The sequence below is a fragment of the Methanospirillum sp. genome, assembly GCF_035560735.1.
Lineage (GTDB): Archaea > Halobacteriota > Methanomicrobia > Methanomicrobiales > Methanospirillaceae > Methanospirillum.
In genome coordinates, this window is sequence record NZ_DATMYY010000094.1 from 1 (window position 1) to 25,965 (window position 25,965).

The following is a 25,965-nucleotide window of genomic DNA, read 5'->3' on the forward strand; positions in this document are numbered from 1 at the left end:
CAGATAATGTGTCTTCAGCTCCTACTCCTAAACCCGTGTATAAAGAAAGTGTCGGAAGTGTGTACGAAGCAGATTACCAGGAACCACAGCCAATGACATTCACCAGTTACCCTACATGTTCATAACATTCCCTGTCATCGAATAGATACAAACAAAGAATATACATCAGGCTGGAAAATACCACCCGGTTTCAGGCCTGAAACATTTTTTTAAGAGAAACTGCGAAGGATCTTCTGAAAGGGTTATTCAGGTCATCATGGGAACCGAGGACAAATCAGGACAGTTCAGCCGGGGTCTCCGGGCATTCAGGTCAGGTGATTTTCAGACTGCAGTGGAGTTACTCTCTGATGCAATTGAATATGATGAGCAGAACGATCGTGCATGGAATGCACTGGGGACTGCATGTGCCAAGATAGGGAGATATGAGGACGCTGATCTCTGCTTTGAAAACGCCCTGACCATATTACCTGATAATCCAATATACCAAAAAAACAGGAAGACGAATTCCAGGCACCTGAAAAATCCCCAGCCTTCGCATGAATTATCTCCGAGAGGGGGAATTCTTGATCATATCCCTCTGGACAAAATACCTCTCGATAAGCCTTTTCTGCTTGCAGGTATGGCTATTGCTCTCATTATCATTGCAGGGTTCATCCTGATCTCTGCCATCTCCTTCTTCACAACTCCTGCTGCCTCTCCAGGGCCTGGCATATTGATCTCTGCAAGCCAGAATGGGTCATTTATTAACGTAACCAATGATGGCGGTCGTGAGATCAGTTCGATTGCGTCCTTCTCCTGGAAAGTAAATAATCTCCCCATCGGCACTGGGAAACCCGGAGATCCTGCAACCCTTGGTGTAGACCGGGGTTCTAGAGCCACAATCCCTATATCAGATCTTGTTGGAACTAACCTGAGCGCCGGGATGCGGGTGATGGTTATCGCAACATACAAGGATGGAACCCAAAGTGTTGTGTTGAGCACAACACTTCCTCCCCCATCTCCTGATCTGATTGCACCATTGGCAGCAACTCCGGTACCAACTCCAACGCTGCCTCCTGACGTACCCCGGTTTAAGAGCGGTGACATTATCCAGGATTCAGGCAGGAACACCTGGTGGCTTATCATTTCACCACCGGTCAATGGATCATACTCAGTTACCCCTGCTGCCAGACTGCCAAACGGATCATTTACGAGCCTTGGATCAATGATCACCAATGTGAGCTTGAGAAGTTTTGAGGAGAGCGGAATATATATCGGAACTCAGGGGCCGGGTGGCACACCTGCCGGACTTCATGATGATGTCCCAGCTCCAGTCACCGGGATTCCGGCTTCCCATCCCGAGCCAATCTACCCAGCAGGTGATCTGGTAAATCCTTCAGCAACCGGAGATACCGGGATGCTTGTAATCCTTGGGTATGATCCTGCTTCAGATCAGTACCAGGCAGATGATATTTTCCAATATTATACGGGAGAGTGGGGATACCGGACAAATGCAACAGCCATGTGGTTTATGAGGCCTGTACTCGAAGAGCGGTACAACCACAGGGCAGGGAGGATTGCAATAAGTGATGTGGGCATTGGATCTGATTCAGCTCCTCCAAGGACACCGGTTAAATACGTTTTAGGGGACATTATCAGCCCAGATCCTGCAGGAGTGGATACAATCCTGGTCGTCACGGCATACAACAAGACTGATGATCGGTATCAGATCGATTCAATCACACCTGCATATGATAGTGGCTGGAGGCTGGGAGGTAATCCCACATGGGAGAAACGTGCCTTTGTTGAGCGAAACAACCCCTATCAAATAAGAAAAATTGACCTCTCGCTGATCAGGAGCTGACCGGTAACACGAGATGACTCTCTGTATCTCATGCAAAGGAAAGGGCCTTTGTGGACGCGAGCAATGTCCGGTCATATCCCGGTTCCATGCCCAGATGAAGACCATACCCAAATCTGAATATGTGGGCACTACTCCTTCGATCTTTGTCGGGAGCTCAGGATATCCGGATGTCAATGCCGGACCACTCCTTACCAGCGACCAGGATCATCCTCCGGAATGGATGAACCGGGACCTCTCTATTGCTGATATCGTAAACATACGTGCACAGACAATCAGGGCCACATCCACACCGCACCGGTATGAAGAGCATCTCCACGAGATAGCCTTGTCCAGTATCCCTCTCGGTGTTGAAACAGCGTTCGACAGACCTGTTTCATTTGATCTCAGGTTTGACGGAATGGTTGCCCCCATCGGAATGTCAGGGAATATCAAATCCTTTGATCTCCTTGACAACGCAAAGGTTGAGAGAGTAGTCGACCGGATCACAAGTGATACTGACCTTCCCGCGTCTGGTGCCTGCCATGAACTCACAGAAGGGGGGACCGACACCTACCGGATCATCAGCCTAATGTCAGCAGGCCTGCTTGGGACAGAGAAGAGCAGACACATGGTTCCCACCAGGTGGGCCATAACTGCTGTCGATGATACGCTTGGAAAAAACCTGAAGCCACAGGTGTTCAGATCCCAGGACTATGACACTATCAGTCTTTTTTTCTCTAAAAAATTCGGCAATGCGATTGCGGTTATTCTTATTCCTGGTGACTGGCAGTTTGAGATGATCGAGATCTGGGGCAGTCAGTCCCTCTGGGCAGGAGGGAATGAGACGATCGTGGCTGACAGGGAAGGGCGCAATAAAACAGGATATTCCCCAATCACCGGGGCATACTACTCGGCACGACTGGCAGTTCTTGAATACCTTACTTCGATAAACCGGAATGCACGTGTTATCGTAATCAGATGGATCACCTCCGAGTACTGGGCACCGCTTGGTACCTGGGTGATAAGGGAGGTGACCAGGCAGGCTATGGCATCACCTCCAACTCAGTACGAAAACATTTCTGCAGCTGTTGTTGCAGCCTCATCAGCACTTGGAATGAACCGGTGGATTACACACAGCACATTATTGACAGAGATGAGAACACAGCGATCACTCGCTGACTTCTTTTGATTACACTCACAAATCATACTCATTATACTATTCAGGTCACCATGGGAGAATCATCATCATACCGTGTCGCCGCTGTCGCCATCATTCTCTGTCTGGTTACCGCAGGATTCATCACTCTCATCACGAACACTCCCCAAAGTCATGAAGAGCCAATCAAACAGTCCAAAGCAGTCTCTCAGACAACTCCGTCATCACTCAACCAGACACAGACTAATCAGTCACCATCGGTAACCAGCAGGATGAGGGTGCTCTGGTATAACGATGTAGGAAAGACCTACACATTCCATGATTATAATAATCCAAAGGGAACAGGCCCTGATACCTGGACTGATTCCGATCTCCCGAGACCAGAAAATGGAACATCACAGAGTAAAGCAGCCATGGTAAGGTTTCTTGAGTGGGACGGATCCATCGAGAAGATGACAGGGACAAAATACCTCATCGATCAAGAGATGATTACCACAATTCTCAACAATTATACCCTGATTGCCCCCCCACCGGCTAAGCCCACACAAGAAGTCACACAGACACCTTCCATCCAACCAACACCAGATATCACTCCTGCCCCTGGAATGCTTTTTCCAACATCCATTAGGCCGTGTAACCTGGGTAATGGGACAATCAGGGCCTCATTTGGGTACATAAACCGCCATAATACCCCAGTCACACTGCCCATCGGCGACAGGAATTACTTCTCTCCCGGAGTTCAGGATCGTGGCCAGCCAACATCATTCCAACCGGGAAATCACCAGGATGTCTTTACAGTACTGCTCCCTGAAAACGGGACAAGCATCGCCTGGCATCTCATGAATACCACGGTTGGGGCAGGGCAGGTTCCACCAGTTCAGGCAGGATTCACTGCCGAACCACTCTCAGGATATGCACCGCTTGATGTCAGATTTATGGATCAGTCCACAGGCGGTACAACCGAAGACCCTCTGACAGGAACATGGAATTTTGGGGATAAAACAACAGCTTCAGGTGTTTCGGTATCTCACCGGTATGAACTCCCGGGAACGTATGAGAGCAGCAGAGATGTTAGTACAAGTTGCGGGGATGTAATTGCCGCAAAGACCATCACCGTATATGAGGTTACATTCACGGCAGAACCTCTCACTGAAAAACAGTATACCGTTAAATGTACTGACAAATCAACAGGTGAGCCGACAGTCTGGGCATGGGATTTCAACGATGGCTTTTCCTCATGGGAACAGAATCCGATCCACACCTGGAAATCGCCGGGAACGTATGATGTCGGGCTAAAAGTATCAGGAAAATCAGGTTCAGGAATGACTGTGCGAAGGATCACGGTGCAATAGTAAGCCATAGAACCAGGTACTGGCGAATATCCCTGATTAGACTGTTTTCCCAAGAATCAGGCGATCTTCACCAGGACCAAAATACGCTGTTTCGCGACTTATGACTGTATACCCCTGACGATGGTAAAGAGTTAGTGCTCCGTGATTTTCCGGGGAACAGGAGAGGAGGATCTGGTTTATCCTGTGATCCTTCATCGAATCTTCAATTTTGCACATCAGCATGGATGCGACACCCATCCGCTGAAAAGCCGCATCGACCCGCACTCTCAGTATCCAGCCTGAAGACGGATCATCACATGGGATTGAACCAACGAGATATCCGGCAATCTGATCATCCACTTCACCAACAAGAAATAACCGGGACCAGAGAGTTATTGCCTGGCGGACAAATACGGCTGCCTGATATTGAGCTCCTGATAAGCCCTGTTCAAGAAGGCATACATAGGAATAGTCTGCCTCAGTTATCTCTCTAACTTTGATCTGTTTCATAATTGATCCCGTTTATGAGCATTCCAGGTGGAGATCGCAGTGAACCATTAAAAGGAGATCTGACAGAACATATCCTATGGATATTATCAAGACACTTTCGATATCACTCCTCCTCCTTGTGCTGGCATTCTCTCTACAGGTTGGTGCTGAGAAGAATGTTTCCATCTCTGACAGATCAGACTTGCAGCAGAATATATCCGGAGAAGAGACTCAGGCAGACCACCAGACAGATTCAAAAAATGAAACTAAATCCGATATTTCTGTAAATGATACCAAAAAACAGGAGCATCCAGATCAGGTGGAGGTGAATAGATCGCCTCCTCTTACAAATACTACGGCAGAGAGGAATGTATCAGCGAACAAGACTGGCACTGATGGAAACCAGACAGGCCCAAGCGCTGCGGATATTCAGAAGGCCTTTTCAGGATGGTATGAAAAGGCAGAGAATGCTTCTGCTACCGGTAACAACAAGGCCGCAGCTGATGCATACGCAGCCGCACTCAGACTTGACAAAGGGTCAGAAAAAGCACTGGCAGGATACGGGGCAGTTCTCTCAAAACTTGGACGTGATTCTGAAGCACTTGATATCTATACCAGACTTCAGAACATCTCACCAAACAATACTACCATTCTGATCCCGCTCGGAAGGGAACAGAATGCCATAGGAAGCCATGAAGCAGCGCTTGCCACCCTGCTTAATGCAACCACAACATACCCCAACAACACCGAAGGGTGGAACCAGCTTGCTGCAGCGTATGCAGGACTTTCACGATATGAGGAAGCTCTGACAACAGTCAGAAAGTCTCTGCAGATCTCAACTGATCAGGCTGGAGGATGGGGCCAACTCGGTGCTATCCTTTCAGGACAGGGCAGATTTTACGAAGCAGTGCCCGCCCTTGAAAAATCACTTACCCTGGATCCGAGTGACGGGGCAACCTGGACAAACCTTGGAAATACCTGGACTGCACTGGGTCACTTAAAAGAGGCTTCACAGTCATATGAGGCTGCAACTGAGAGCAGACCGTCAGATACAGCTCTCTGGCAACGACTCGGAGCCATATACGAAAAAATGAACAAGACAAAAGAGGCAGCCGAGGCATTCAGGAAAGGAGGAGTTGCTTCTGTGTCTGATACCCCGGCTAATCAGTCAGTTCAGGAACCCAACAAAACCGTGTCAAAGCCGGAGACAAATATAACAAACAGGACAGGCGAGGAACCGTCCGGCTCTCCTGTAAAAAATGAAACCAACCAGGCAAAAGCATAACCATTCAGATAAAAAAGAAGAACAAAAGAGAGACGCGATATTTAAAAAACATCAGGAAGGCAGTCACTGCCATTTTATCCCTGTCGTCTTTCCTGGAGGACCAACGATCCGTTCCACTGCTTTGAGAAGGTTTACAGCCTGGTACGGTTTGACAATATATCCTTTTGCTCCGATTCTCCTGGCAAGATCCACCATCCCTTCTTCACCAACCGAGGTACAGAGCATGACCCGTGCTTCAGGATACTCCTCACGAATCCTGCGCAGGGTATCTATTCCATTCAGGTCCGGCATGATCAGATCAAGCATGGCAAGATCAGGGACTAGTTCACGGAAGAGTCGTACCCCTTCCTCTCCTCCACTCGCCAGACCTGCTATCTCATAACCGGCAGAGACCAGAATATTTCTGAGAAGATTCCGGTCAAAATCAGTATCATCTACAATTAGAACCCGAGGCATCCCCATCCCTCTTTTTTCCGATTATGCACAACTATTCAAAGCCCCCATCAAATTTTTCAATAACCTGACGATCTACAAGACTTTATTCACCTGTACCTGTCTTCGATCTCCGTGGTGTAGCCATAAATTACTTTTCTTTCGTTTGCCAGATGTAAAATCAGCCTGAATATCATCAACCGAGTTCAGGCAGGGTTATCCAGAAGGTAGCGCCGGAATCAGGAACCCCTTCAGCCCAGATCTTTCCTCCATGCCTGAAGACAATTCGTTGCACGGTCGCAAGACCGATCCCATTTCCAGGGAACTCTTCCTGGGAATGAAGACGCTGGAGCGGGACAAAGAGAAGGTTCGCCTTTTCAGGTGGAAACCCGGCACCATTATCCTTTACATAGAATGTCAGGCCCCTGCCACGCATTGTTCCCCCTACTTCTATACTGCCTTCACTCCTTTTGCCCGTATATTTCCATGCATTGGAGATTAAATTCTGCACTGCTATCAGCAGGAGACCCTTATCTCCGACTGCCACAAGTCCGGGTACAACCGTCCATCTGACACTGCGGTCAGGATGCTCATGAGACAGATTTTCCAGGGCCTCTGTTGCCATGATACTGATATCAACTGTTTCCATCACCAGTGAAGCCCGGGTAACCCGTGATAGTCTGAGGAAATCATTGACCAGTTTATCCATATTAGTGGCAGCCTGGCGTATCCGTTGAAGACAATCCTGCCCATCAGCAGGAAGATACGACATGTATGACTCTTCAAGAATCCTGGAAAACCCATCTATGGCAATAAGAGGCGCCCTCAGATCATGGGAGACAGAGTAACTAAATGAGTCAAGTTCATGGTTGGCTGCCTCAAGTTCTGCTTCCAGACGTGAGCGTTCCTGTGCCATCCTGATGGTTGCATGCAGATCCCGTTCTCTGAATGGTTTTATCAGATATCCAAACGGCTTTGCCTCCTTTGCCCGTTCAAGAGTCTGATCATCCGCATACGCGGTGAGAAAGATCACAGGGATACGATATGATCCAGAGATGCTTCCTGCGGCATCTATCCCGTCTATTGTGCCTGCAAGATGGATATCCATCAGCACCACATCAGGCCTTACCTCACCAGCGAGTTTTACTGCCTCTTCACCGGTAGGAACCGGCCCGGCAACATCATACCCGAATTTACGCAACTTAGACGCAATAGACTCTGCAACAATCGCCTCATCCTCTACTACCAATATCTGTGTCGCAATTATCCCCCCCTTTTATTCACGAACCGGAAACTGTATGGTAAACCGTGCTCCAGGGCCATCTTCAGAATCGCCCACAGTAACAGACCCCAGTAACTGACGGGTCAGAACACGAACCAGTCGCATTCCAAGGCTGCTCGATGAGTCAATCGAGAAATCAGGAGGGAGGCCAACTCCATCATCTGCATAAGAAATCACGTAAGACCCCTCCCCGTGTTTCATACAGACGCTGATGATTCCCTTCCCTTTTCCGGTGAAAGCATACTTCATCGAATTTACCATCAGTTCATTGATAATCAGGCCAAGGGTGACTACGGTGTCAAGATTGAACCTGATATCTCCGACATCTATCTCTGCCCTGATATCCCTTACGGTTGCGATACTGCTGATAACCTCTTCGGCAAGGTTCTCAAGATACGTGGCAAACGAAATGCCAGAGAGCGAATCACTGCGATACAGTGTTTCATGCACCAGTGCCATCGATGCGATGCGCTGCTCACAGTCATGAATCGCTGATATAAGACGCTCATCCTCGATGTACTCTTCTTGAAGCTGGAGCAGACTGGATATCACCTGCATATTATTCTTAACCCGGTGATGGAGTTCACGGAAGAGGACATCCTTCTCCTCGATAGTCCGCTGGAGCGTCTCCTGGTACTGTTTCATCTCTGTAATGTCCACGATGACACCGCGGACACCATCGTATACAGTATCACGGAAAACCGGTGAGAGAGAGAGGAGAACAGAGCGCTCCCCGCCATCTTTTGCCCTGACAGTAAAGTCACCATTTCTGACAGCAGGATCAGCCTTCACCTCATCCAGAACAGTCCCTAACTTACCCTGATCTCCATCACTGAAGAACTGGAGAAATGAAACACCGATAAGCGTTGTATCATTCCCGGGTGCAAGAAGAGAATGGGCACCCTGGTTACAGAAGGTCACATGACCACAGGCATCAGTCTCAAAAACCGGCTCAGGCAGAAGGTCGGCCAGTTCCCGAAAGTGGCGTTCACTCTCTGCAAGAGCACGCTCGGAGAGTTTCTGTTCAGTTCTGTTGCGAATAATGAGCAGAACTGCGGTATCGCCTGACTGTGTTATCGGCACTGCAATCAACTCTGCATAGATCTCCCTGCCTAGTCTGCTCCACATCAGAGCTTCACATGAGTTCGGCCTCCTGAGTGAGAAACTCAGAGAGAGCATATCTGAAACTGCCGGATATGATGCACTGTCGAAGTACTCATTCAGCGGCCGGGTCATAAACTCATCAAACGAGTGCACACCAAAGAGGAAGAGGGCAGCAGGGTTCAGATAGACCGGACGGTTATGTGAGGAGAGAATTGCAATGGCATCTGGCGATGATTCGGAGAGCTGCATATAACGCTCCTCACTCTCGATAAGCGCATCACGCAGTGCATCTTCAGCCTGTATTCTGGCGATAACATTTCCAATCTGTGAAACCACCGTCTCAAGGGAACTACGGTATGTGCCCGGAACTTCGTTCATGGTGTCAGAACCCACGACAAACCAGCCGGTCACCTCATCATAACGCTGAACCGGGACGATGACCATAGAGAGGAATGGTGCCTCAAATCTGCTCAGATCAGTCTGACTATAATACCGCGATGTTCCGGCAAGGACTGCAAGGAGATCAACATTATCATTCTGCCAGATATCCATGAACTGACAGAGTGAACGACGGTGAGGACCGCAATCTAACGACTTTACAACCGTTCCCGTAACACGGTCCCGAAGATATACCGAGCCGGTATCCATTCCCGTAAGCTTGACGACAGCCTTGAGCGATAACTCAAGTACCATGTCCACTGATGAGACCATTGCCAGTTCAAGGGCGAGATCACGCTGAATTGAGGTCTGTCGTGCCACCTCTTTCTGAGCGCTTATATCACGACCAACTGCCAGGATTTCCCTGGGTTCAAACGAGGAGTCAAAGAGAAGCCTGAGCGTCCAGTGGAGATCTGACTTTGAACCATCAGAACGTATATTCCTTATCTCAGCATGAACCACCGGGTTGTCAGGGTCGCAGATATCCGGTGCCTCTTTCAGGTTTTCTCCCCCCTCTCCGAAGAGTGAAAAGAAGTCTGAACCAATAAGGTTCTCCGGTTCTCTGGAGATATACTTTGCAAAAGAACTGTTTACAAACCTGATTGCTCCTTCAGGATCCATCTGACAGATGAATTCAGTCTGATCCTCCACTACTGCCCGGTAGAGTTGCTCACTTTCTGTGAGGGCACGCTCAGCCCTGAACCGTCGTGCCGCTTTTCCAATGTCATGCGCGAGTTCTGCAAAGAGTTCCTCTGCATTGCCTCCCTTCTGCAGGTAAAAGTCCGCACCGTTATTGATTGCCTCAATAACGACTTCCTCACGGCTTTTTCCAGTGAACACGATGACCGGAATATCAGGATCCACCTGCCTGATCGCCTTCAGGAGTGTAATGCCATCCATATCAGGCATGTCATAATCGACAACCAGGCAGTCATAAGAGAAGAGCTGCCCGCTCTGAATGGCATCAGCAGGATCGTTGGTTATATCAACCTCAAGAGAGTGAATGATCGTCAGATAATCGCGAATTGCATGGAGCAACGCCGGTTCGTCATCAACAAAAAGAACCCGGACGGCAGAATCAAACTCCATGATTATAAACCCTTATTCAGCGGGGATATCGCCTCAATGACCTGGCGCAGGTTTTTTTTATTCGCGGTTCTACGATCATACTTATCTTATCCGAATTAGTACAATGATACGTTACACAGAAGCATTATGAAGCAACACACATATTTTCTTCTGCTTGGATTCATCGCTTTGATCGAAGTGGGCATATTTCTCTGGTCTGTTGAACACCTCGAACCATTGGTGATGACAGGGGCAGTTATCATCGGCGTGATTGCAGCGTGGATCATACGGCAGCTCGTTGATGAAGTCGTAGCCGATGAACGGACACACCTGATAACCGAGAAGGCATCACTTAGAACCCTTCAGGTCCTCGGAGTTATCCTCTTCTCATATGCTCTCGGCGGTGTTGTTGTAAGTCTCAGGGGTGAAGTATTTGGCCCATTCTCGTATCAGGTTGCCAGATTCTCATTTCTCCTCATGTTTATCGTCTTTCTCATGATAATCGTGTATGTAATATTTCTCTCCTGGTATGATAGAAAATATGGGGCCGGGGGGGAGGATGAAGAATAAAATAAAGGTCTTTCGTGCTATGAATGATCTAACGCAGGAAGATCTCGCCAGGGATGTAGGGGTGACCAGGCAGACTATTCTTGCAATTGAGAAGGGTAAGTATGATCCGTCACTTGAACTTGCTTTCAGGATATCATCCCGCTTCGGGGTTCACATCGAAGAAATTTTCACCTATGAAGAGATTCAGGGAGAAGATCTGAGATCAGGAGTACAATCCTGATCACTCACCAGCCCCGATCCCTGCAGAACATTTAATTAGAGATCTGACAAAATGGCAAGCATACGTTCCCGAGAGGAAAGTAGATATAACACAATGTAAATACTACTATACATGCGCAGGCAAAGACCTGCACAGAAGAAAAGGAGGTGATAACCGAATCTTGTTGTTTGTATTCCCCACACCAACCCATCCGGTATGCCGTCTTCATCAGAGGGTAAATTATGCCAGAATCAATGCCTCCTGTTCAGTCATGTAGATACACCCCCCATCCAGCACTCCCCGCATAATACAACAATACATGGCTGAACATACCGGGGCCAGATACACCCCATACCCTTCAAGGCTGAGGGTCTGAGCGGGACACCACCGATCCAGACACAATACTTCCCCCAGACTGCGGCTTCTGCTTAAGCAGGAGCCCCCTCAGCCGGCATTACCGCCGAAACAGATCATAGCGTTACCAATTCTATCCTCTAAAAGTTCTGATAATGCCAACAGAATACATTCTATTCTCATATCAGACCTGCTAACCTAGCATTATGATAGATCAGGCACCCGGATCTTGGGTGGGCCGATCATCCGCTCAACCTCCTGAAGAAGGCGGAGCGCAGGATACGGTTTAGGAAAAAAAGCAAAAGCTCCCGATCTTTGAGCTAAATCAGCCACAACTTCATGCCCAAACGAGGAGCAGACCATTACAGGAATAGAGGGATAGGCTGCCCGTATGGATCGAAGAAGATCGAGACCGTTCATATCAGGCATCACAATATCAAGTGCAATAAGAGATGGGTGTATGGACCTAAGAAGTTTTACTGCTTCAGTTCCTGAAGAGGCAGCCCCGATAACTGGATATCCTGCTTCGTTCAGGATGCTTTTTAACTGGTTCAGCTGCAGAGGGTTGTCATCCACTATCAGAATCCCGCTCATACCTAAAATCCTAATTTAGTATGCTTAGGGTGGTTTTCAGATTCACACCATAAACATATGCCATGCAATACCAAACCAGCCAAGTTACGTGAAGTAAAGAAGCCAGAGTGTATAAATTATGGCCTGGAGAAGAGTTAGTGGAAGTCCAATCCGGATGAAATCAGAAAACCGTATGGACACCCCAGCCTTCTCTGCCTGCTGAATGACGATGACATTGCTTGCAGCCCCGAGAATGGTTAGATTTCCTGCTATTGTGGATCCTGCAGCCAGGGCAAGCATAGATCCTGATGATATTCCTGATGCAGCAATTACCGGCTGAAAAAGGGCAATGAACGGGACGTTTGAGATCAACTGGGAGAGGATGATGCTTACCATGAGGATCAGGGGGATCGTGGTTAGATCGGTAAACGGTATTGAGGCCTGAAACCAGCCTGAATCATACACGCTTTGCATCAGAACAAACATTGCAGTAAAAAAGACCAGGGTTCTCCAGTCTATCTGCCTGATGATTACAACACGCTGTTTTGCCAGAACAAGAACCGGCAGGGCAGCAGAGAGGGCAATGACACCAAGAGGAAACACTGATGCTTTGCCGGAGATAGAGCAACTTATTCTGATCAATATCAGGGCGACAAGAATCAGAAGAGAGAGGATGGTCACTCTGACAAGATGCCTGTCAGGAGAAGCCGGAAGATCAGGAGGATGGAAAACCCCATTATCGCATTTCATCCAACTGGACCTCATCAACAGTACAATAAGACCTAGACTGAGAAGTGTAGGGACGAGAAGACCCGAAGCAAATGACAGGAATGGATCAGGGGGATTCCAGTATGAAGCGACCAGAAAATTCTGTGGATTTCCGATTGGGCTTGGGACACTCCCGGTGGTCAGAGAAAAACAGAGAACCATAAGCACCGCTGCAGGGGGGATACGATACCTGTAAGCGAGGGAGAGTGCAAGAGGAGCTCCTATGATCGCAACAGTATCATTGATCAGGAATGCTGATGCTACAGCCATTACTGCGACAAATATGAGCAGCAGTTGATCCCGTGTTCTGGCAACCTTGCAGATATAATCAGACACTCCGGCTAAAAGACCACTCACACAAACAGCCTCTCCAACCACAAACATACCAAAGAGAAAAATCATTACATCAGGATTAATTGCTGAAATGGCTTTTGGAAGAGAAATCTCCCCGGTTAGAAGGACAAGAACTGCCCCCACAGTCATAACCTGCCATATCCTAAAGGTAAAACTCCCAATTTGTCTGACTGTAATAAGGAGGAAGACAAGACCCAGAATGAGGAGACTCAGATGCGTGCAGAAAAGTGGTCATCCCTGATATTTGAGTATCACTTACCGAGGACCTTAAAGGGGGATAACCCTAAAGCCGCGAAACGGCACACGTAGCTAAGATTATTGTATGACAGATCGCATTCTCATTCCTTTCATTATTCTTATCGGACTCCTGCTCATCCCTGCTGCTCTTGCAGCAGACAACAAAGTGCCCCATGGAGGGACGGTGTACGTAGGAGAAGAAGACCTTGATCTCTCCAGTTGTGATGTTCACACCGGAGACGAAATTGCCTGGTGGGACTCAGGAAATGCACAGGGGACTCCGACTGCACGATCGCGGGTCACAGATGTCCAGCATTTCAAAGTCGATACAGACTCATTCAAAGGTCACACCGGACAATGGTATGCCCTGATAACCAAGAAACCGATCTTCACAGTTGAAGATCCAACCCTTGAAGTAGACATGGTTGAGAACGGGATGGACACTGACCCAACTTTGATCAAACGTGGAAACCTTGTCTCGTTCAAGATATCAACCAACCTTGCAGGGATAAGCCAGCGTTCGGGCTCTTCCGGCGCTCCGGTTACCATCAATCTTACCGGTCCTAATGAGACGGTGTATCATACAATCACCTCCTCGCAAACCGGGGACTTCAACCTTGACAAAGTATACGTCTATGCATCCCCCTATGACACTGGTGCTGTATGGGACACTACTGATGCAAAGAAGTTCCCTGACGGGGACTACACAATCTCTGCAGTAACCAATGTCAATAAGATCAACGATAACAACCCTGATTCTGGAGCAACAGTCACCGAGAAGAAGACATACACACTAGGAAAGACTGGAGTAAAGGCAAAGGAAACAGAGGCTCCAAAGACTGTAAAGAGCAGCAAAGACAAAAGCAGTGATGTGACGAAAGAGAGTGTCACAACCGAGAAGAAGGCTGCAAAGAAGGCTGAAAACGTAACAGAACAACCAACAAAGAAGATAACCGCAGAACCAACCGAAGAAAAATCAAGCTCTAAATCCAGTTCAAAAGATAAAAATTCAGTAGATGCAACTGAAACCCCTACTAAATCACCTACAAAGAAGGTGACGAGCGAGCCAACTTCTGATACGAAATCCAACACGACCAAGAAGTTAACCGCTGCCGAACTGGAAAACATGACCGAAAAGAAGACCATAAAACCGACAGCAGAACCCACCTCCGTCCGGACATCAGTTGTAACTCCTATACCAACCGAGGAAGAGACTGATGAGCCGACACCAGTCTACACCCCTCATCCAAAGCAGACATATGTACACCCGCCATCCCCGTCTGCAACAGCCACACAGGCAAGTCCACTCTCTCCCGGTGTGATCTGCGCAGCACTTGGTGCAGCAGCACTGCTCATTGGAACACGGCGGAGCCAATAAGAGCCCTCATTTTTCTCTTTTCTTTTTGCGACACTTGTAGCCATCACTCTCATTACCGCGTATGTCCTAGTATATTCCCATGAAGCGTGCACTGCTCTCAGTCTGGAACAAGGATGGGATCATCGATCTCGCAAAAGCACTTGCAGAGGCCGGGATTGAGATCCTGAGTTCAGGTGGGACGGCAAAGACACTGGAGAAGGAAGGCATTCCAATTATTGAAGTCTCTGATTACACCGGCCATCCGGAGATGATGGATGGCAGGGTCAAGACGCTCCATCCCAGGATTCATGGGGGACTTCTGGGAAGACGGGGAAAAGATGAGGCAGAGATGGCGAAGAACAATATCCAGCCGATTGATCTCCTCGTTGTAAACCTCTACCCATTTGAAGAGATGGCAAAACAGGCACTACCTCTCGATGAACTTATCGAGTTTATTGATATCGGCGGACCTGCTATGATCCGGGCTGCTGCCAAGAACTTCAGGGACGTTGTGGTAGTAACCGATCCATCAGACTATCCTGCTCTCATATCAGCAATTAAGAGCGGAACCGGGTTTGAATATGAACAGCGTCTTGCCCTCGCCTGCAAGGTTTTCACAAAGATGGCTGCATATGACGGTGCCATATCCAACTACCTCCAAAATCTTGAAGGCACATTCCCTGACACCATGTCTATACAGTACAGAAACGGGAGACTTCTCAGGTACGGTGAAAACCCACACCAGGAGGCTGCTGTATACGGCGAGTCAGGTATTGCAGGGGCAGTGCCGGTTCAGGGAAAGGCGATGTCATACAACAACTACCTTGACCTGGATGCAGCTGTCTCACTGCTCAAAGAATTTTCAGAAACTGTAGCAGTCATAGTAAAACATAACAATCCCTGTGGGGTTGCAACCGGGAAAGACATCTGCACTGCCTACATCACTGCCCGTGATTCAGATCCGGTGTCAGCATACGGAGGTATCGTTGCTGTCAACCGGGAGGTTGGAGAAGACCTTGCCAAGGAAATTGCATCAACCTTTATCGAGGTCCTGGTAGCACCATCATATTCACCGGGAGCACTTCCCATTCTTGCAAAGAAAGAGAACATGAGGGTTCTCACGCTCCCTGAACCGGTGGAGAAGACCGAGATAAGGACGATTGATGGGGGAGCCCTTGTACAGCGGAGCACAAGTTTCAGAGAGGACTGGGTTGTTGTTTCAGACAGGGACCCAACCGCAGCAGAAGAGGCCGCCATGCACCTTGCCATGAAGGTCTGCAAACACACAAAGAGCAATGCCATTGTCTTTGCTGACGGTACGAAAGCAATAGGTATCGGAGCAGGTCAGATGAACAGGGTAGATTCAGCCCGTATCGCGGTTTCGAGATCGCTCTCTCCGCTCAAAGGCACAGCCGTTGCATCAGATGCTTTTCTCCCGTTCCCTGACACTCTGCAGGTTGCAGCAGAAGCAGGAGCAACAGCACTTATCCAGCCGGGTGGATCAATCAGGGATGATCTGGTGATCGCTGAAGCCAACCGGCTCAACATCGCAATGGTTTTCACCGGTGTCAGATATTTCAGACACTGAAGAGTTCTAATATCTTTTTTTAATGCTGCGCTCCGTCATTTATATGTGGAGCCCGAAAGCATCTCTATTCACTCATGGAGTCGTGTATCCCGCTGCAGGACCTGATGCTCACCATGATCTCCCGCATTGAGGAGGTCGCTAAATCAATTGATCAGCGCCAGGTTGAGTGTTTTCTCACCGAGATAAACCGGGCTGAACGAATTTTTGTGCTTGGAGCAGGCAGGTCGGGTTTTGTCGCAAAGTCATTCGGGATGCGCCTCATGCATCTGGGTATGACCGCGTATGTTGTCGGAGAGACAGTTACTCCTGCATTTCATAAAGGTGACACTCTGGTTGCATTCTCAGGATCAGGAAAGACAAAGTCTGTACTTGAGGCATGCCAGACAACACAGCAGATTGGAGGAACAATTTGCCTTATCACCGGGACCAGGAGTTCCCCGATGGCTGATCTTGCCACCTGTGTCGTGCATCTTCAGACCGATGAAGAGAGTATCCACACCGGTTCAGACCATTTTGATCTCCGTCAGCTCAAAGGAGAACACCGATCCATGTCACAACCATCAACACCGCTCGGCACTCTCTTTGAGACATCAGCAATGATATTTGCAGATTCAATAGTATCTGCGCTTATCGAACTGAAAAACTGCAGTATCGATGATATCATCCACCGGTACTCCAATATGCAGTAACAACCACAGATTTTTTTATTCTGGCAGATCTTATACGGTGTATGAGTGACAGCCTTGCAGAACAGACCGCACCGGTTATCAGAGTAATGACTGCCGTGCCGGTTCTGATTTACATCGTTCTTGCGTTATTTCTCACAATTGTGGCACTGATATCACTCGGGATTACCCTCTTTGAGATAATCTCTCTGTTTACACTTCAGAACTGGGATGAGGGTATCATCCAGGTGATTTATTCGATCCTGCTCACTGTCATAATCATCGAACTCTTCGAGACGGTGATTGTGTACCTGAAGACAAAACGTGTTCCGGTACGGGCCATCCTCATTGCCGGGCTTACGGCCATGATCAGGCATGTGATCATCTTCAACATTTCAGTCGCCCAGCCAATCGAGATCATTGGCCCTGCGGTCATGCTGGCAGTTCTTATTGCAGGTGTGTATCTGCTCAGGGAAGATATCGATACAGGAAATATCAGAATTTAATGTTCGCTTCTTTCAGCATCTAGAGAGCCTGAGTATCAACAGGATCTCTCCACCTTCAACTCTTTCTTCTGCAACAGTGGTGCTCACTAGCCTATTTTCCCTGACCAGGTCTTCAACCTCTTCAGGTCCGGTGAGTGAGGAGATGAGAAGAAGGACCCGGCCTTCGGAAGAGAGGAGAGAGGGAACCTCCTGAAGAAACCTGATTATAACATCCCTGCCAGTAGGACCACCGTCTAGAGCAAGTTCTAGCCAGTCATCGATCCGTTCTGAGGGAGCAGTGGGGAGATATGGCGGATTGAAGAGGATAAGATCAAAAGGGCCACACAGACCGGCTGCAAGGTCAGCCCTGACTACTTGGACACCGGCGTTATGGGCGATACTGGCGGCGTGAGGGTTTTTATCGGTTGCAACCAGCAGACGGCAGGATGAAAGAAGCCCTGTTGAGACATAGCCTGATCCAACCCCAATCTCAAGCACCCGATCAGACGATCTGACCTCACTCTTCGCTGTCTTCAGAAGGAGAAACGAATCTTCAGCAGGCTGATACACCTGATCTGGATCAGCGTGAAAGGATATTTGAGATCGTGGCATAATCTTCCAGATAGAGTGCTTCAGGCCGCGAGGAGAGGATGGCAGGATCCAGTTCAGATAGTTGGGTGGCAACCGGATCTGATCCAAAGATGCTACCGGCATTCTTCAGAATACTCCGGACAGTCTTTCTCCGGCCTGCATACAGGATCTTCACAACTTCTGCATACACAACTCTATCATCAACAGGGAAGAGCGGCGGGCGTGGCTCTATCCTGACAACCGTTGAATACACAGCAGGAGGAGGTGAAAACGCACCGGGCGGGAGATCAAAACACCGGCTTGCACGGGCAAAGGTCTGCACCATCACCGAGAGCCTTCCACAGTCACGGGTCCCGATATCTGCAAGCATCCGGTCTGCAAACTCTTTCTGGTACATGAGAACAGCAGCCTCAAACCCGATATCAAGCAGGCGGAATGTTATCTTTGATGATGCAGAGTAGGGAAGATTAGCAACAACGATCTCAAACTGGGGGATATCAACCCGGGTAGCATCGCCATGAATCAGCGTGAGTGAACCTGATTCTATAGCATCTGAAAATTCCAGTTTTAAAAAAGCAACAAGTGACTCATCGAGTTCCACTGCAATAACCCTGGCACCCCTTGTAAGGAGAGCCCGGGTCAGCACGCCTCTGCCAGGTCCTATCTCCAGAACCTGACGGTCAGCAATATCAAGAACCGATGCAATTCGCTCCACCGCATTGCGGTCAGAGAGAAAGTGCTGATCCCGGTATGCACTCATCGCGAGGTGAAAAGGTGATACTTCACCGTCTGATCCTGAAGTTCTTCTATAATCCTGTTAAGGATCATCTTTTCAGGATGTGGCAGGGATTTAATCCGTGCTGATATATCAGCAAAACTTTCGAACGGTTTCTTCTCCCTGGCCTCGATGATCTCCCACATCAGTTTCTTCCCGATACCGGGAAGCAGATGGAGCATGTGAAGTTTTGGGGTGATTGAGATTGATTTGTTGTAGAATTCAACATACTCGCTCTCCCGTTGCTTGACAATCTTCTCGATGACAAAGGGAAGCTCAGATAGTGCCCCGTTGGTCAGTTCATGGTACCCGATCCGGCGCTTGACCCGCTCGATCTTCTCTCTCTCACCGCTCCCAATGTAGATCAACTCGCCGATCTCAACATTGAGGGACTTTGGAATCAGTTCAAGAAGTTTGAACTGTTCCACTCCCATTGCCTGGACAACCGGCTCGCGTTTATATATGGGGCGGGGATCATCCGGATATCCTTTGGGAAGAACATCCAGGATGACAGCGTTAACCTCCTTCTTCTCAGCTCGCTCAGTCTTCATCATGAGCGCACCTAGTTGAAATGAGTAATAACGAGATCTATGATCTGATCGAGTTCCTCGGTTGTATGAGCAAACTTATCTCTGCCAAAGACGGCTCTGACCTCATCCCTGGTCCTGGGCATTGTGTTTGCGATCCGAAGTGCCACATCAGGCTTAACCTTCTCGACCTGGAGCACTGCATCAACGAGACTGCGGGACTTCGCTGCAGAGGTCCGGGCGATCTGGTTGGCATGTTCTATGCTCCTTCGGAGCTCGTACGACATCTCTTTTCCTTTCTCGAGACGAACTGCCTCAACATTGAGGAGTTCCTCTTTTAGTTCAGGAACAGTGATCGCATCTTCTTTGATAATTCCTTTGATCTTCATGCCAACCGACCTTTTCTACCGTTAGTACTGCTGCGCCTTGAGGTGCTGGGGACGTGAGATAATTGTCTTCATCTTGTTGCCGTCGTAGATCTCTACGATCCATGCACGGCCTCTGCGACCAATGACTGATCCGGTCTTTCCGTGGAAGCGTGCATGAGGCATTCCTTTCTGAATGCTTGGCTCACAAACGATGTGAACCTTCTGTCCCATATCAAACTCCTGGATGACAGTGGTGATCGGCAGAACGCCGCGCTTTCTCAGATCTTTCTTAAACTTATACCGGGTCTTCTTCCTCGGTCCATTGTGAAGTGCCATTTCCGTTCACCTACTCAATTCCCTGCACATCGACAACATCAAGTTGTACGACTCGTGCCGGTGTTCCCAGGATCTCTGATAGACTGGGCGTAGTCCGCCCCTGGTCACCTGATATTAACTCCTTGATGTACAGACCGGCCTCTCCTGTTACTTCGAACGCGAAGAGGTTCGCTTCCCGACCTGCCCATATGAGCTCAAGGACAACCCTCTCCCGTACCTTGTCTGCCCTCCGGTGGGCAACCCGGGCCGGGGTGCGCTGATGTATCGTGGCACCCGTCAGCTGTTCTGCGGCTGCAGAGAGGATTTCTTCGGGGATGGAGCCGTCTATATCGACCAGAATCCTGTATTTTTTATGCCCTTTGTGCGTCTTAAGGGTTTCCACCTCACCCCGTTCGGTCCACCTGAGATCTTTTACCCCGACTCTGCCACCTGTTGACTCGTTGATCCTCTTTTCAAGGGTGTCAAGGTCAGCATGCCGAATGCGGGCTTCAGAGATCTCGATGATAAACGGGCGGCCGGATCCGATCATCACTGCATCGATATCTTCACGTCCTGCGCCATGAAGTGTTGCAGCCGTGCCCTGGAAGATCTCACAGAGCGGACGGCCTATCAATTCTTCTACAGAATCTGCATACTGTTTGCCGGTTCCGTTGCATACCTCACAACCTGCGCCCTTGCATGCCCTGCAGAACCAGTGAGTCTGGGGGATGCCCCTCTCATACTTGAAATACCGGCCGTACAGAAAGACCGGACGGATCTGAACCTCTGCCACCTCTTCATGAAGGTTGAGGACAACAACCACGTCAGGGTTCTTCAGTTCAACCTGAAGCCCGTTCCTGGCTGATACTGCCTTGCCAACCTCACGGTTTATTTCAGACTTGAGAGGCTCAGGGTCCTGCAATGTGAGATCGGTCCAGAGCATCTCTTCAGCTTCAGTGATGAGCGGCGGAATCCGTGATCCGATGAGGAAGGTTTTGCACTCAATCCCTTCAAGAGACGAGATGACCTTCTCTGCCCACTCTGCAGTATGATCAAAGAAGTTGTTACAGATCCAGCAGGGTTCAGACGGTGGAGTGTATGGTTCATTTGCTTCAAGTGCGGATGCAATCCGGATTGCACTTCCGCGCATATCATTCGATAAACCATGCGAACGCTTTGCAACGAGGCGACCGAGACAGTGATCACAGATCTCCCCGTACTCCTGTACTTTGCGGTATAATTCAGTCAGTTCCATCAGGATCTTCTCCGATCGATCTCATTCCAAAGCAGAACAATTGCGTGGTCGGCATGCACAACCTGAGGTCCGAGCGAGTACCTGGGCAAATCCTTTATCAGCAGTTCTTCTTCAGGCGTGAAGTTCTGATGATCAGAGAGGAGAAAGCCTTCAGGGAGCTCGTCACCCTGAATATTCCTGATATCTGTTCCGTGTTCGTCAAGCACCCCGAACCGATGCTCGCTGAGCAGGGTCTCTAGTCCTGCCTTTCTGACCGAGACACCGGGCGTGACATCCCGAAAGAGGCTGCCTGCCGGGATCTCAAGGGCCTTTTTTATAAACGATGCACTGCTTCGCTCATCAGGACTCAGGCTGCGGACACTCGCACCCTCAAACCTGACGGTCTTGACTGCTCCGGGACCGCCTGCCAGGATCAGAAGACAGGAGGCATCCTCCCGTATGCCATGCGAGAGGAAGAGCGAAGCCTGAACACACCGGCAGAGGAGATCCATTCTGCCTCCGCTGCTTGGAAGATCGTTCAGGCTGAATGTGCCGTCATTCTTTGCCTGGTGGCCGATCACCGCAAAAAAGACCATGGGATCAGGAGAAGCGGCCGAACTTCTTCATAAGCCGTTGCATCCCCTTCTCCCCTCCTTTCAGGTTTTTAAAGGTTCGTTTCATCATCTTGTAGTACTTGATGAGTTCACGCACCTCTTCAAGAGTCGCACCGGCTCCCATGGCAATACGCTGCACTCGTGAACCGTTCAGGACTGTTGGATCGTTCATTTCGGTATTGGTCATCGAGTCCATGATGATCCGGTACCGTTCCATCTTGGTAGAGGTGACCTCGATAGCGCCTTCAGGAACCTCCATGCCTCCGAGCGGAAGCATGCTGAGCACCTGCTTCAGTGGCCCCATCTTGTTCACTGCTTCAAGTTGTTTGTACATATCCCGAAGCGTGAACTTGCCTGAGAGCATTGCATTGACATCAATGTCTTCTTCATTGATGCTCTCCTGAACCTTCTCGGCAAGGGCCTTGAGGTCACCCATACCAAGCAGACGGGAGATGAAACTGTCAGGATCAAACCATTCAAGATCCTCGATAGTCTCACCGGCACCAATAAAGACGATCCCTGCTCCGGTTTCTGCAACCGCAGAAAGGGCTCCACCTCCTTTTGCGGTACCGTCCATCTTGGTGATGATGACACCGTCGATCTGGACTGCTTCGTGGAACCGTCGTGCCTGTTCACGTGCCTGCTGACCCAGTGCTGCATCAAGGACCAGCCAGCGGTGGGTGGCATGGGTCATCTCATTGAGATCGATGATCTCCTGGATCAGTTCATCTTCAAGGGCGTGACGCCCCTGGGTATCTACGATGATGACTTCATCCTTGAGATGCTGCAGACCTTCTGCAACGATCTTGCGGGCATCGGTCTCTTTGGGATTGCCAAAGCAGTTCACCTGCACCCGGTCACAAAGGGTCTTGATCTGGGTGTAGGCACCGGGCCTAAAGGTATCAGCACAGATAACCCCGACACGAAGACCCTTTTTCTTGAAGTACCGGGCAATCTTTGCAGTGGTTGTTGTCTTACCAGAACCCTGCAGACCGGCCATCAGGATAATCTGCCTACCAAGCTGAACATCAACCTTGCCACCGACAAGATGGACCAGTTCCTCGTACACGATCTTGAGGACATGCTCTCGTGCAGTAACACCTTTTGGCGGTTCTTCATCAAGAGAACGTTTCTTAATCGTCTGGGAGAGTTGCATCACTTGCTTGACGTTGACATCAGACTGCAGAAGGGCACGCTGAAGATCCTTGACCAGTTCCTCTACAGCAACCCGGTCAATAACCGTTTTTCCGGCTAGTTTCTTCAGGGCATCCTTGAGGTTTGTTCCGAGGTTTCCAAGCATCAGGCCTCACCTGCAAGGAGGTCAGCGACGATCGCCTTTGGCTCAAAGGGCACGATGTCATCATATCCCTGGCCGATACCGATGAAGATGAGGGGTTTTCCCACCGCATGAGCGATTGAGATGGCTGCCCCACCTTTCGGATCCATGTCAACCTTGGTCAGCATCACGGCATCCATACCTACTGATTTTGCAAACTCTTCGGCACGGATAACAGCATCGTTGCCTGCAACCGCTTCGTCCACATATACAATCAGATCAGGTTGAATGACCCTGCGGATCTTGGCAAGCTGGTTCATCAGGTTGACACGGTTGTGAAACCTTCCTGCAGTATCCCCGAGCACAACATCGATGTTATGGGCCTTTGCATACTGCACAGTATCATAGAGAACAGCAGAAGGATCAGACCCTTCCTGATGCTGTATAACCTTGATACCAAGCCTCTCGCCATGAACATCGATCTGTTCTATCGCACCGGCACGGAAAGTATCTCCTGCACCAATCGCAACAGTCAGCCCGTTTTTAGTGAGATAGTTTGCAACCTTGGCAACCGACGTGGTCTTTCCGGTCCCGTTCACCCCGGTAAAGAGGATCTTTACCGGTTTTTCACGTGATGTGATAAAGTCAAGAATATTGACTCCTTCACCAAGAACTGATAACAGTGCCTCGGAGAGGGCATTTGTGATGACCGAATCAACCGAGGTTCCAATCTTGCGTTTTGATCCCGTGAGATCCTCTCGAACCTTTGTCAGAATCGCATCAGTTGCAGAAAAGGCGACATCACTCTCAAGAAGCCCGATCTCAAGATCAGAAAGAGAATCCTCAATATCTTTTTCAGAGATGATGAACTCGCGGTCCCTGACAAGTGAGACCACCTTCTGGGCAAAACCTGGTTTCTTCTTCTCTCTGGAATCTTCCTCAGGCTGAACAGGTTCAGGTGTTAGCGGAGAAGAGACTGATACGGGTGAATCCTGCACAGGAGAGACGTCTTCAGGAGCAGCCTCAGGCTGCTCGCCGATTGTGGTCTCCAGTCGCTGCCTGACCGAGAAGAGTTTCTCTTTTAGCGCTTTGAACATCAGAGACCACTTACGTCCTTAACGGAGTTATCGCGGCCCTGCTGCGCCGGCACCCTGCTGATCCTGCTGTGCCTGACGGTAGAGCTGCTCAAGTCGTTTCGAGATGTCCTTGACCTGGGCATCAATCTTCTGCAGAACCTCGGTCAGGTTCTTGCTTGATGCTTCCATCTCGGCAATCCGATCCTGAAGATAACTGATGCCACCCTCGTTTGTCTTCTGGAGAATGATATCAGAGCCGATGCTGACGTAGACCTCATCCGGGTGTTCTACCCTTGCCCGGACGTTTACTCCGCCACCAACCGGCATAAGGATGGTGGAATCCCCTGCCTCTAACAGAGCCTTCAGGGTCTCAATAGCGGCATTCCCTTCCCGGATCCCCTCTTCCATAATACCGAGCTGGCGAGAGTATACCTCTGCCTGCTGGTTATACTGGTTCAGGTATGCCTGAAGGGACTGAACTTCACGGGGATCAACGGGTGCCATAGGGATCACTCACCTGCACATTCAGTAAGTGTATCAATCTGAATATACATGCGTTTAAGGCGGTGTTTACTTCCAATCAGGTTGTAAATCCGTTCCTGTGCCTGTTTCTCATTTGGGGCGGAAAGAACCTTGGTGAATGGCTTCCATGCGTGAAGCTCCTGGTACTTCCCCTTGATTTCATACTTCTTCTGGTCCATGTTTTACTCCTCAAATCCGAAAATATCTTCTATTCTTCCGAGTTCATAGCCGCTTGTCTCGAAACCGGCAAGATACCCTTTGGTATTTGCCACGAGACCGGTCCCGACCATTGCATTTCCCATATTGATCGAGCCTTTTCCAACCGGCAGCTCACAGATCTTCTCAAGGGTTGAGATCTCATGCAAACTGCTGCGGGGACTTACCACGACGCCGCTGTTGGTGGCTACTGCTGCCATCCCGACAACTTTCACATCACCAAGGGTGAGAGGGACAATGGGAACCTTCAGAAATTCACCGATCTCTTTCTGAACTTTCTTGTCCATGTCAGGATGGACGGCTGCGAACTTGTCACAAGCGAGAATGACATTCCCGGCTGCGTTCATCCCATGTTCTAGGAAGAAGAGTTCGCGATATTCACTAAGCCGGTCAGCTTCTGCCTGCGAAACAAGACCGGAGACCACGAATCCATTGCTGTTTCCAGCAAGGAGAGAGCCGATGATCGGACTGCCCTGGATGGTAGTCCTGACTATCTCCAGATCAAAGGCCTCGCGGTACTGTTGTTCAAGCTCTTCGGGTGCATCGATCGGGATGACCGCGATATCCTCAAAGACGCGGGTAAATACGCCAATATGGGGGTCGCCTGCTACCGAGACCGTACGGTCCATCTCACTCCTCAGCCAGCTCCGCCTGCACCTGACCGTCTTCGAGCTTCATTGCCCGAACACGGATCCGTGCTGGCGGCTTCTGGGAACCACGGGACCAGACCTTCTCGTTGATAGAGGAGTGGAGCTTCACGTCCTCGCTCTTCATGTGGTGTCCCAGAAACTCCCTGATATCCTTCATTGCCTTTGCACTGCGTCTCCACCGGGGAACGCGCCGAACCGATCCCAGCGGAATGACATATACCTGCTCTTTCAGATTATCGACCAT

29 protein-coding genes are annotated in these 25,965 nt (G+C 49.5%); 10 read left to right on the forward strand and 19 right to left on the reverse strand.

Annotated features, from left to right (window positions below; all coding sequences use genetic code 11):
- Positions 1 to 256: 256 nt before the first annotated feature.
- Genes VN429_RS02860 through VN429_RS02870 form a run of 3 tightly spaced genes read left to right on the forward strand, consistent with a single transcriptional unit; the run spans position 257 to position 4,330 of the window.
- A complete protein-coding gene (locus VN429_RS02860; protein WP_325629581.1) occupies positions 257 to 1,843 on the forward strand; it encodes a tetratricopeptide repeat protein in 1,587 nt (528 codons plus the stop codon).
- Between the two features lie 13 nt (positions 1,844 to 1,856).
- Positions 1,857 to 3,011 (forward strand): hypothetical protein, encoded by a 1,155-nt coding sequence (locus tag VN429_RS02865; RefSeq protein ID WP_325629584.1) that lies wholly within the window; start codon positions 1,857 to 1,859, stop codon positions 3,009 to 3,011.
- Between the two features lie 41 nt (positions 3,012 to 3,052).
- Entirely contained in the window at positions 3,053 to 4,330 is a 1,278-nt protein-coding gene (locus VN429_RS02870; RefSeq protein ID WP_325629586.1) for a PKD domain-containing protein, read from the forward strand.
- A 36-nt stretch (positions 4,331 to 4,366) separates the two neighbouring features.
- Here VN429_RS02870 and VN429_RS02875 read toward each other — a convergent pair whose 3' ends face one another.
- Positions 4,367 to 4,819 (reverse strand): GNAT family N-acetyltransferase, encoded by a 453-nt coding sequence (locus tag VN429_RS02875; protein WP_325629588.1) that lies wholly within the window; start codon positions 4,817 to 4,819, stop codon positions 4,367 to 4,369.
- Between the two features lie 76 nt (positions 4,820 to 4,895).
- Between VN429_RS02875 and VN429_RS02880 the strand changes: the two genes are divergently transcribed.
- On the forward strand, positions 4,896 to 6,083 hold the full coding sequence (locus VN429_RS02880; protein WP_325629590.1) for a tetratricopeptide repeat protein: 1,188 nt from the start codon (positions 4,896 to 4,898) through the stop codon (positions 6,081 to 6,083).
- A gap of 63 nt (positions 6,084 to 6,146) precedes the next feature.
- Here VN429_RS02880 and VN429_RS02885 read toward each other — a convergent pair whose 3' ends face one another.
- From VN429_RS02885 to VN429_RS02895, 3 genes are all read right to left on the reverse strand, one after another.
- A complete protein-coding gene (locus VN429_RS02885) occupies positions 6,147 to 6,539 on the reverse strand; it encodes a response regulator (RefSeq protein ID WP_325629592.1) in 393 nt (130 codons plus the stop codon).
- 172 nt (positions 6,540 to 6,711) lie between these two features.
- On the reverse strand, positions 6,712 to 7,764 hold the full coding sequence (locus VN429_RS02890; RefSeq protein WP_325629595.1) for a sensor histidine kinase: 1,053 nt from the start codon (positions 7,762 to 7,764) through the stop codon (positions 6,712 to 6,714).
- A gap of 27 nt (positions 7,765 to 7,791) precedes the next feature.
- Positions 7,792 to 10,428, reverse strand: a complete 2,637-nt coding sequence (locus tag VN429_RS02895) for a PAS domain S-box protein (protein ID WP_325629597.1) — start codon at positions 10,426 to 10,428, stop codon at positions 7,792 to 7,794.
- A gap of 126 nt (positions 10,429 to 10,554) precedes the next feature.
- On the opposite strand from VN429_RS02895, the gene VN429_RS02900 reads away from it, so the two are divergent.
- Positions 10,555 to 10,977: a DUF2178 domain-containing protein gene (locus VN429_RS02900; protein ID WP_325629599.1), complete on the forward strand. Its 423-nt coding sequence runs from the start codon at positions 10,555 to 10,557 to the stop codon at positions 10,975 to 10,977.
- Positions 10,967 to 11,197, forward strand: a complete 231-nt coding sequence (locus tag VN429_RS02905) for a helix-turn-helix transcriptional regulator (RefSeq protein ID WP_325629601.1) — start codon at positions 10,967 to 10,969, stop codon at positions 11,195 to 11,197. Before VN429_RS02900 ends, VN429_RS02905 begins: the two co-directional genes overlap by 11 nt.
- A 537-nt stretch (positions 11,198 to 11,734) precedes the next feature.
- Here the strand turns inward: VN429_RS02905 and VN429_RS02910 are convergent.
- Positions 11,735 to 12,124 carry a response regulator gene (locus tag VN429_RS02910; RefSeq protein ID WP_325629603.1) on the reverse strand — a complete coding sequence of 130 codons (390 nt, stop codon included), beginning with the start codon at positions 12,122 to 12,124 and terminating at the stop codon, positions 11,735 to 11,737.
- Positions 12,125 to 12,208: 84 nt separating this feature from the next.
- Positions 12,209 to 13,438: an ArsB/NhaD family transporter gene (locus VN429_RS02915; protein ID WP_325629666.1), complete on the reverse strand. Its 1,230-nt coding sequence runs from the start codon at positions 13,436 to 13,438 to the stop codon at positions 12,209 to 12,211.
- Between the two features lie 109 nt (positions 13,439 to 13,547).
- On the opposite strand from VN429_RS02915, the gene VN429_RS02920 reads away from it, so the two are divergent.
- From VN429_RS02920 to VN429_RS02935, 4 genes are all read left to right on the forward strand, one after another.
- Entirely contained in the window at positions 13,548 to 14,840 is a 1,293-nt protein-coding gene (locus tag VN429_RS02920) for a DUF3821 domain-containing protein (protein ID WP_325629605.1), read from the forward strand.
- Positions 14,841 to 14,919: 79 nt separating this feature from the next.
- Positions 14,920 to 16,407, forward strand: a complete 1,488-nt coding sequence (purH, locus tag VN429_RS02925) for a bifunctional phosphoribosylaminoimidazolecarboxamide formyltransferase/IMP cyclohydrolase (RefSeq protein ID WP_325629607.1) — start codon at positions 14,920 to 14,922, stop codon at positions 16,405 to 16,407.
- A 104-nt stretch (positions 16,408 to 16,511) separates the two neighbouring features.
- Positions 16,512 to 17,096 (forward strand): 6-phospho-3-hexuloisomerase, encoded by a 585-nt coding sequence (gene hxlB / locus VN429_RS02930; RefSeq protein WP_325629609.1) that lies wholly within the window; start codon positions 16,512 to 16,514, stop codon positions 17,094 to 17,096.
- Between the two features lie 41 nt (positions 17,097 to 17,137).
- Positions 17,138 to 17,578: a phosphate-starvation-inducible PsiE family protein gene (locus VN429_RS02935; RefSeq protein WP_325629611.1), complete on the forward strand. Its 441-nt coding sequence runs from the start codon at positions 17,138 to 17,140 to the stop codon at positions 17,576 to 17,578.
- Between the two features lie 12 nt (positions 17,579 to 17,590).
- Here the strand turns inward: VN429_RS02935 and VN429_RS02940 are convergent, their stop codons facing one another.
- From VN429_RS02940 to VN429_RS03000, 13 genes are read right to left on the reverse strand one after another with little or no spacing between them, the layout of a single operon-like run.
- Positions 17,591 to 18,169 (reverse strand): HemK2/MTQ2 family protein methyltransferase, encoded by a 579-nt coding sequence (locus tag VN429_RS02940; RefSeq protein ID WP_325629613.1) that lies wholly within the window; start codon positions 18,167 to 18,169, stop codon positions 17,591 to 17,593.
- On the reverse strand, positions 18,138 to 18,908 hold the full coding sequence (gene rsmA / locus VN429_RS02945; RefSeq protein ID WP_325629615.1) for a 16S rRNA (adenine(1518)-N(6)/adenine(1519)-N(6))-dimethyltransferase RsmA: 771 nt from the start codon (positions 18,906 to 18,908) through the stop codon (positions 18,138 to 18,140). The genes VN429_RS02940 and rsmA overlap by 32 nt, the downstream gene beginning before the upstream one ends.
- Complete coding sequence (locus VN429_RS02950) at positions 18,905 to 19,474, reverse strand: DUF655 domain-containing protein (RefSeq protein WP_325629668.1); 570 nt, start codon at positions 19,472 to 19,474, stop codon at positions 18,905 to 18,907. The genes rsmA and VN429_RS02950 overlap by 4 nt, the downstream gene beginning before the upstream one ends.
- An 11-nt stretch (positions 19,475 to 19,485) precedes the next feature.
- Complete coding sequence (locus VN429_RS02955; protein WP_325629617.1) at positions 19,486 to 19,839, reverse strand: RNA polymerase Rpb4 family protein; 354 nt, start codon at positions 19,837 to 19,839, stop codon at positions 19,486 to 19,488.
- A gap of 21 nt (positions 19,840 to 19,860) precedes the next feature.
- The gene (locus VN429_RS02960; RefSeq protein WP_325629619.1) at positions 19,861 to 20,154 is read right to left on the reverse strand and encodes a 50S ribosomal protein L21e; all 294 of its coding nucleotides are present in this window, start codon (positions 20,152 to 20,154) and stop codon (positions 19,861 to 19,863) included.
- A 10-nt stretch (positions 20,155 to 20,164) separates the two neighbouring features.
- Positions 20,165 to 21,388: a tRNA pseudouridine(54/55) synthase Pus10 gene (locus VN429_RS02965; protein WP_325629621.1), complete on the reverse strand. Its 1,224-nt coding sequence runs from the start codon at positions 21,386 to 21,388 to the stop codon at positions 20,165 to 20,167.
- Complete coding sequence (trmY, locus tag VN429_RS02970; RefSeq protein WP_325629623.1) at positions 21,388 to 21,963, reverse strand: tRNA (pseudouridine(54)-N(1))-methyltransferase TrmY; 576 nt, start codon at positions 21,961 to 21,963, stop codon at positions 21,388 to 21,390. The genes VN429_RS02965 and trmY overlap by 1 nt, the downstream gene beginning before the upstream one ends.
- Before the next feature lie 4 nt (positions 21,964 to 21,967).
- Positions 21,968 to 23,281: a signal recognition particle protein Srp54 gene (locus VN429_RS02975; RefSeq protein ID WP_325629625.1), complete on the reverse strand. Its 1,314-nt coding sequence runs from the start codon at positions 23,279 to 23,281 to the stop codon at positions 21,968 to 21,970.
- Positions 23,281 to 24,354 carry a signal recognition particle-docking protein FtsY gene (gene ftsY / locus VN429_RS02980; protein WP_325629627.1) on the reverse strand — a complete coding sequence of 358 codons (1,074 nt, stop codon included), beginning with the start codon at positions 24,352 to 24,354 and terminating at the stop codon, positions 23,281 to 23,283. Before ftsY ends, VN429_RS02975 begins: the two co-directional genes overlap by 1 nt.
- Before the next feature lie 27 nt (positions 24,355 to 24,381).
- Positions 24,382 to 24,837, reverse strand: a complete 456-nt coding sequence (pfdA, locus tag VN429_RS02985) for a prefoldin subunit alpha (protein ID WP_325629629.1) — start codon at positions 24,835 to 24,837, stop codon at positions 24,382 to 24,384.
- A gap of 5 nt (positions 24,838 to 24,842) precedes the next feature.
- Complete coding sequence (rpl18a, locus tag VN429_RS02990; RefSeq protein WP_109970056.1) at positions 24,843 to 25,034, reverse strand: 50S ribosomal protein L18Ae; 192 nt, start codon at positions 25,032 to 25,034, stop codon at positions 24,843 to 24,845.
- A gap of 3 nt (positions 25,035 to 25,037) precedes the next feature.
- Positions 25,038 to 25,700: a translation initiation factor IF-6 gene (locus tag VN429_RS02995; protein ID WP_325629634.1), complete on the reverse strand. Its 663-nt coding sequence runs from the start codon at positions 25,698 to 25,700 to the stop codon at positions 25,038 to 25,040.
- Position 25,701: 1 nt separating this feature from the next.
- A complete protein-coding gene (locus VN429_RS03000) occupies positions 25,702 to 25,965 on the reverse strand; it encodes a 50S ribosomal protein L31e (protein WP_325629636.1) in 264 nt (87 codons plus the stop codon).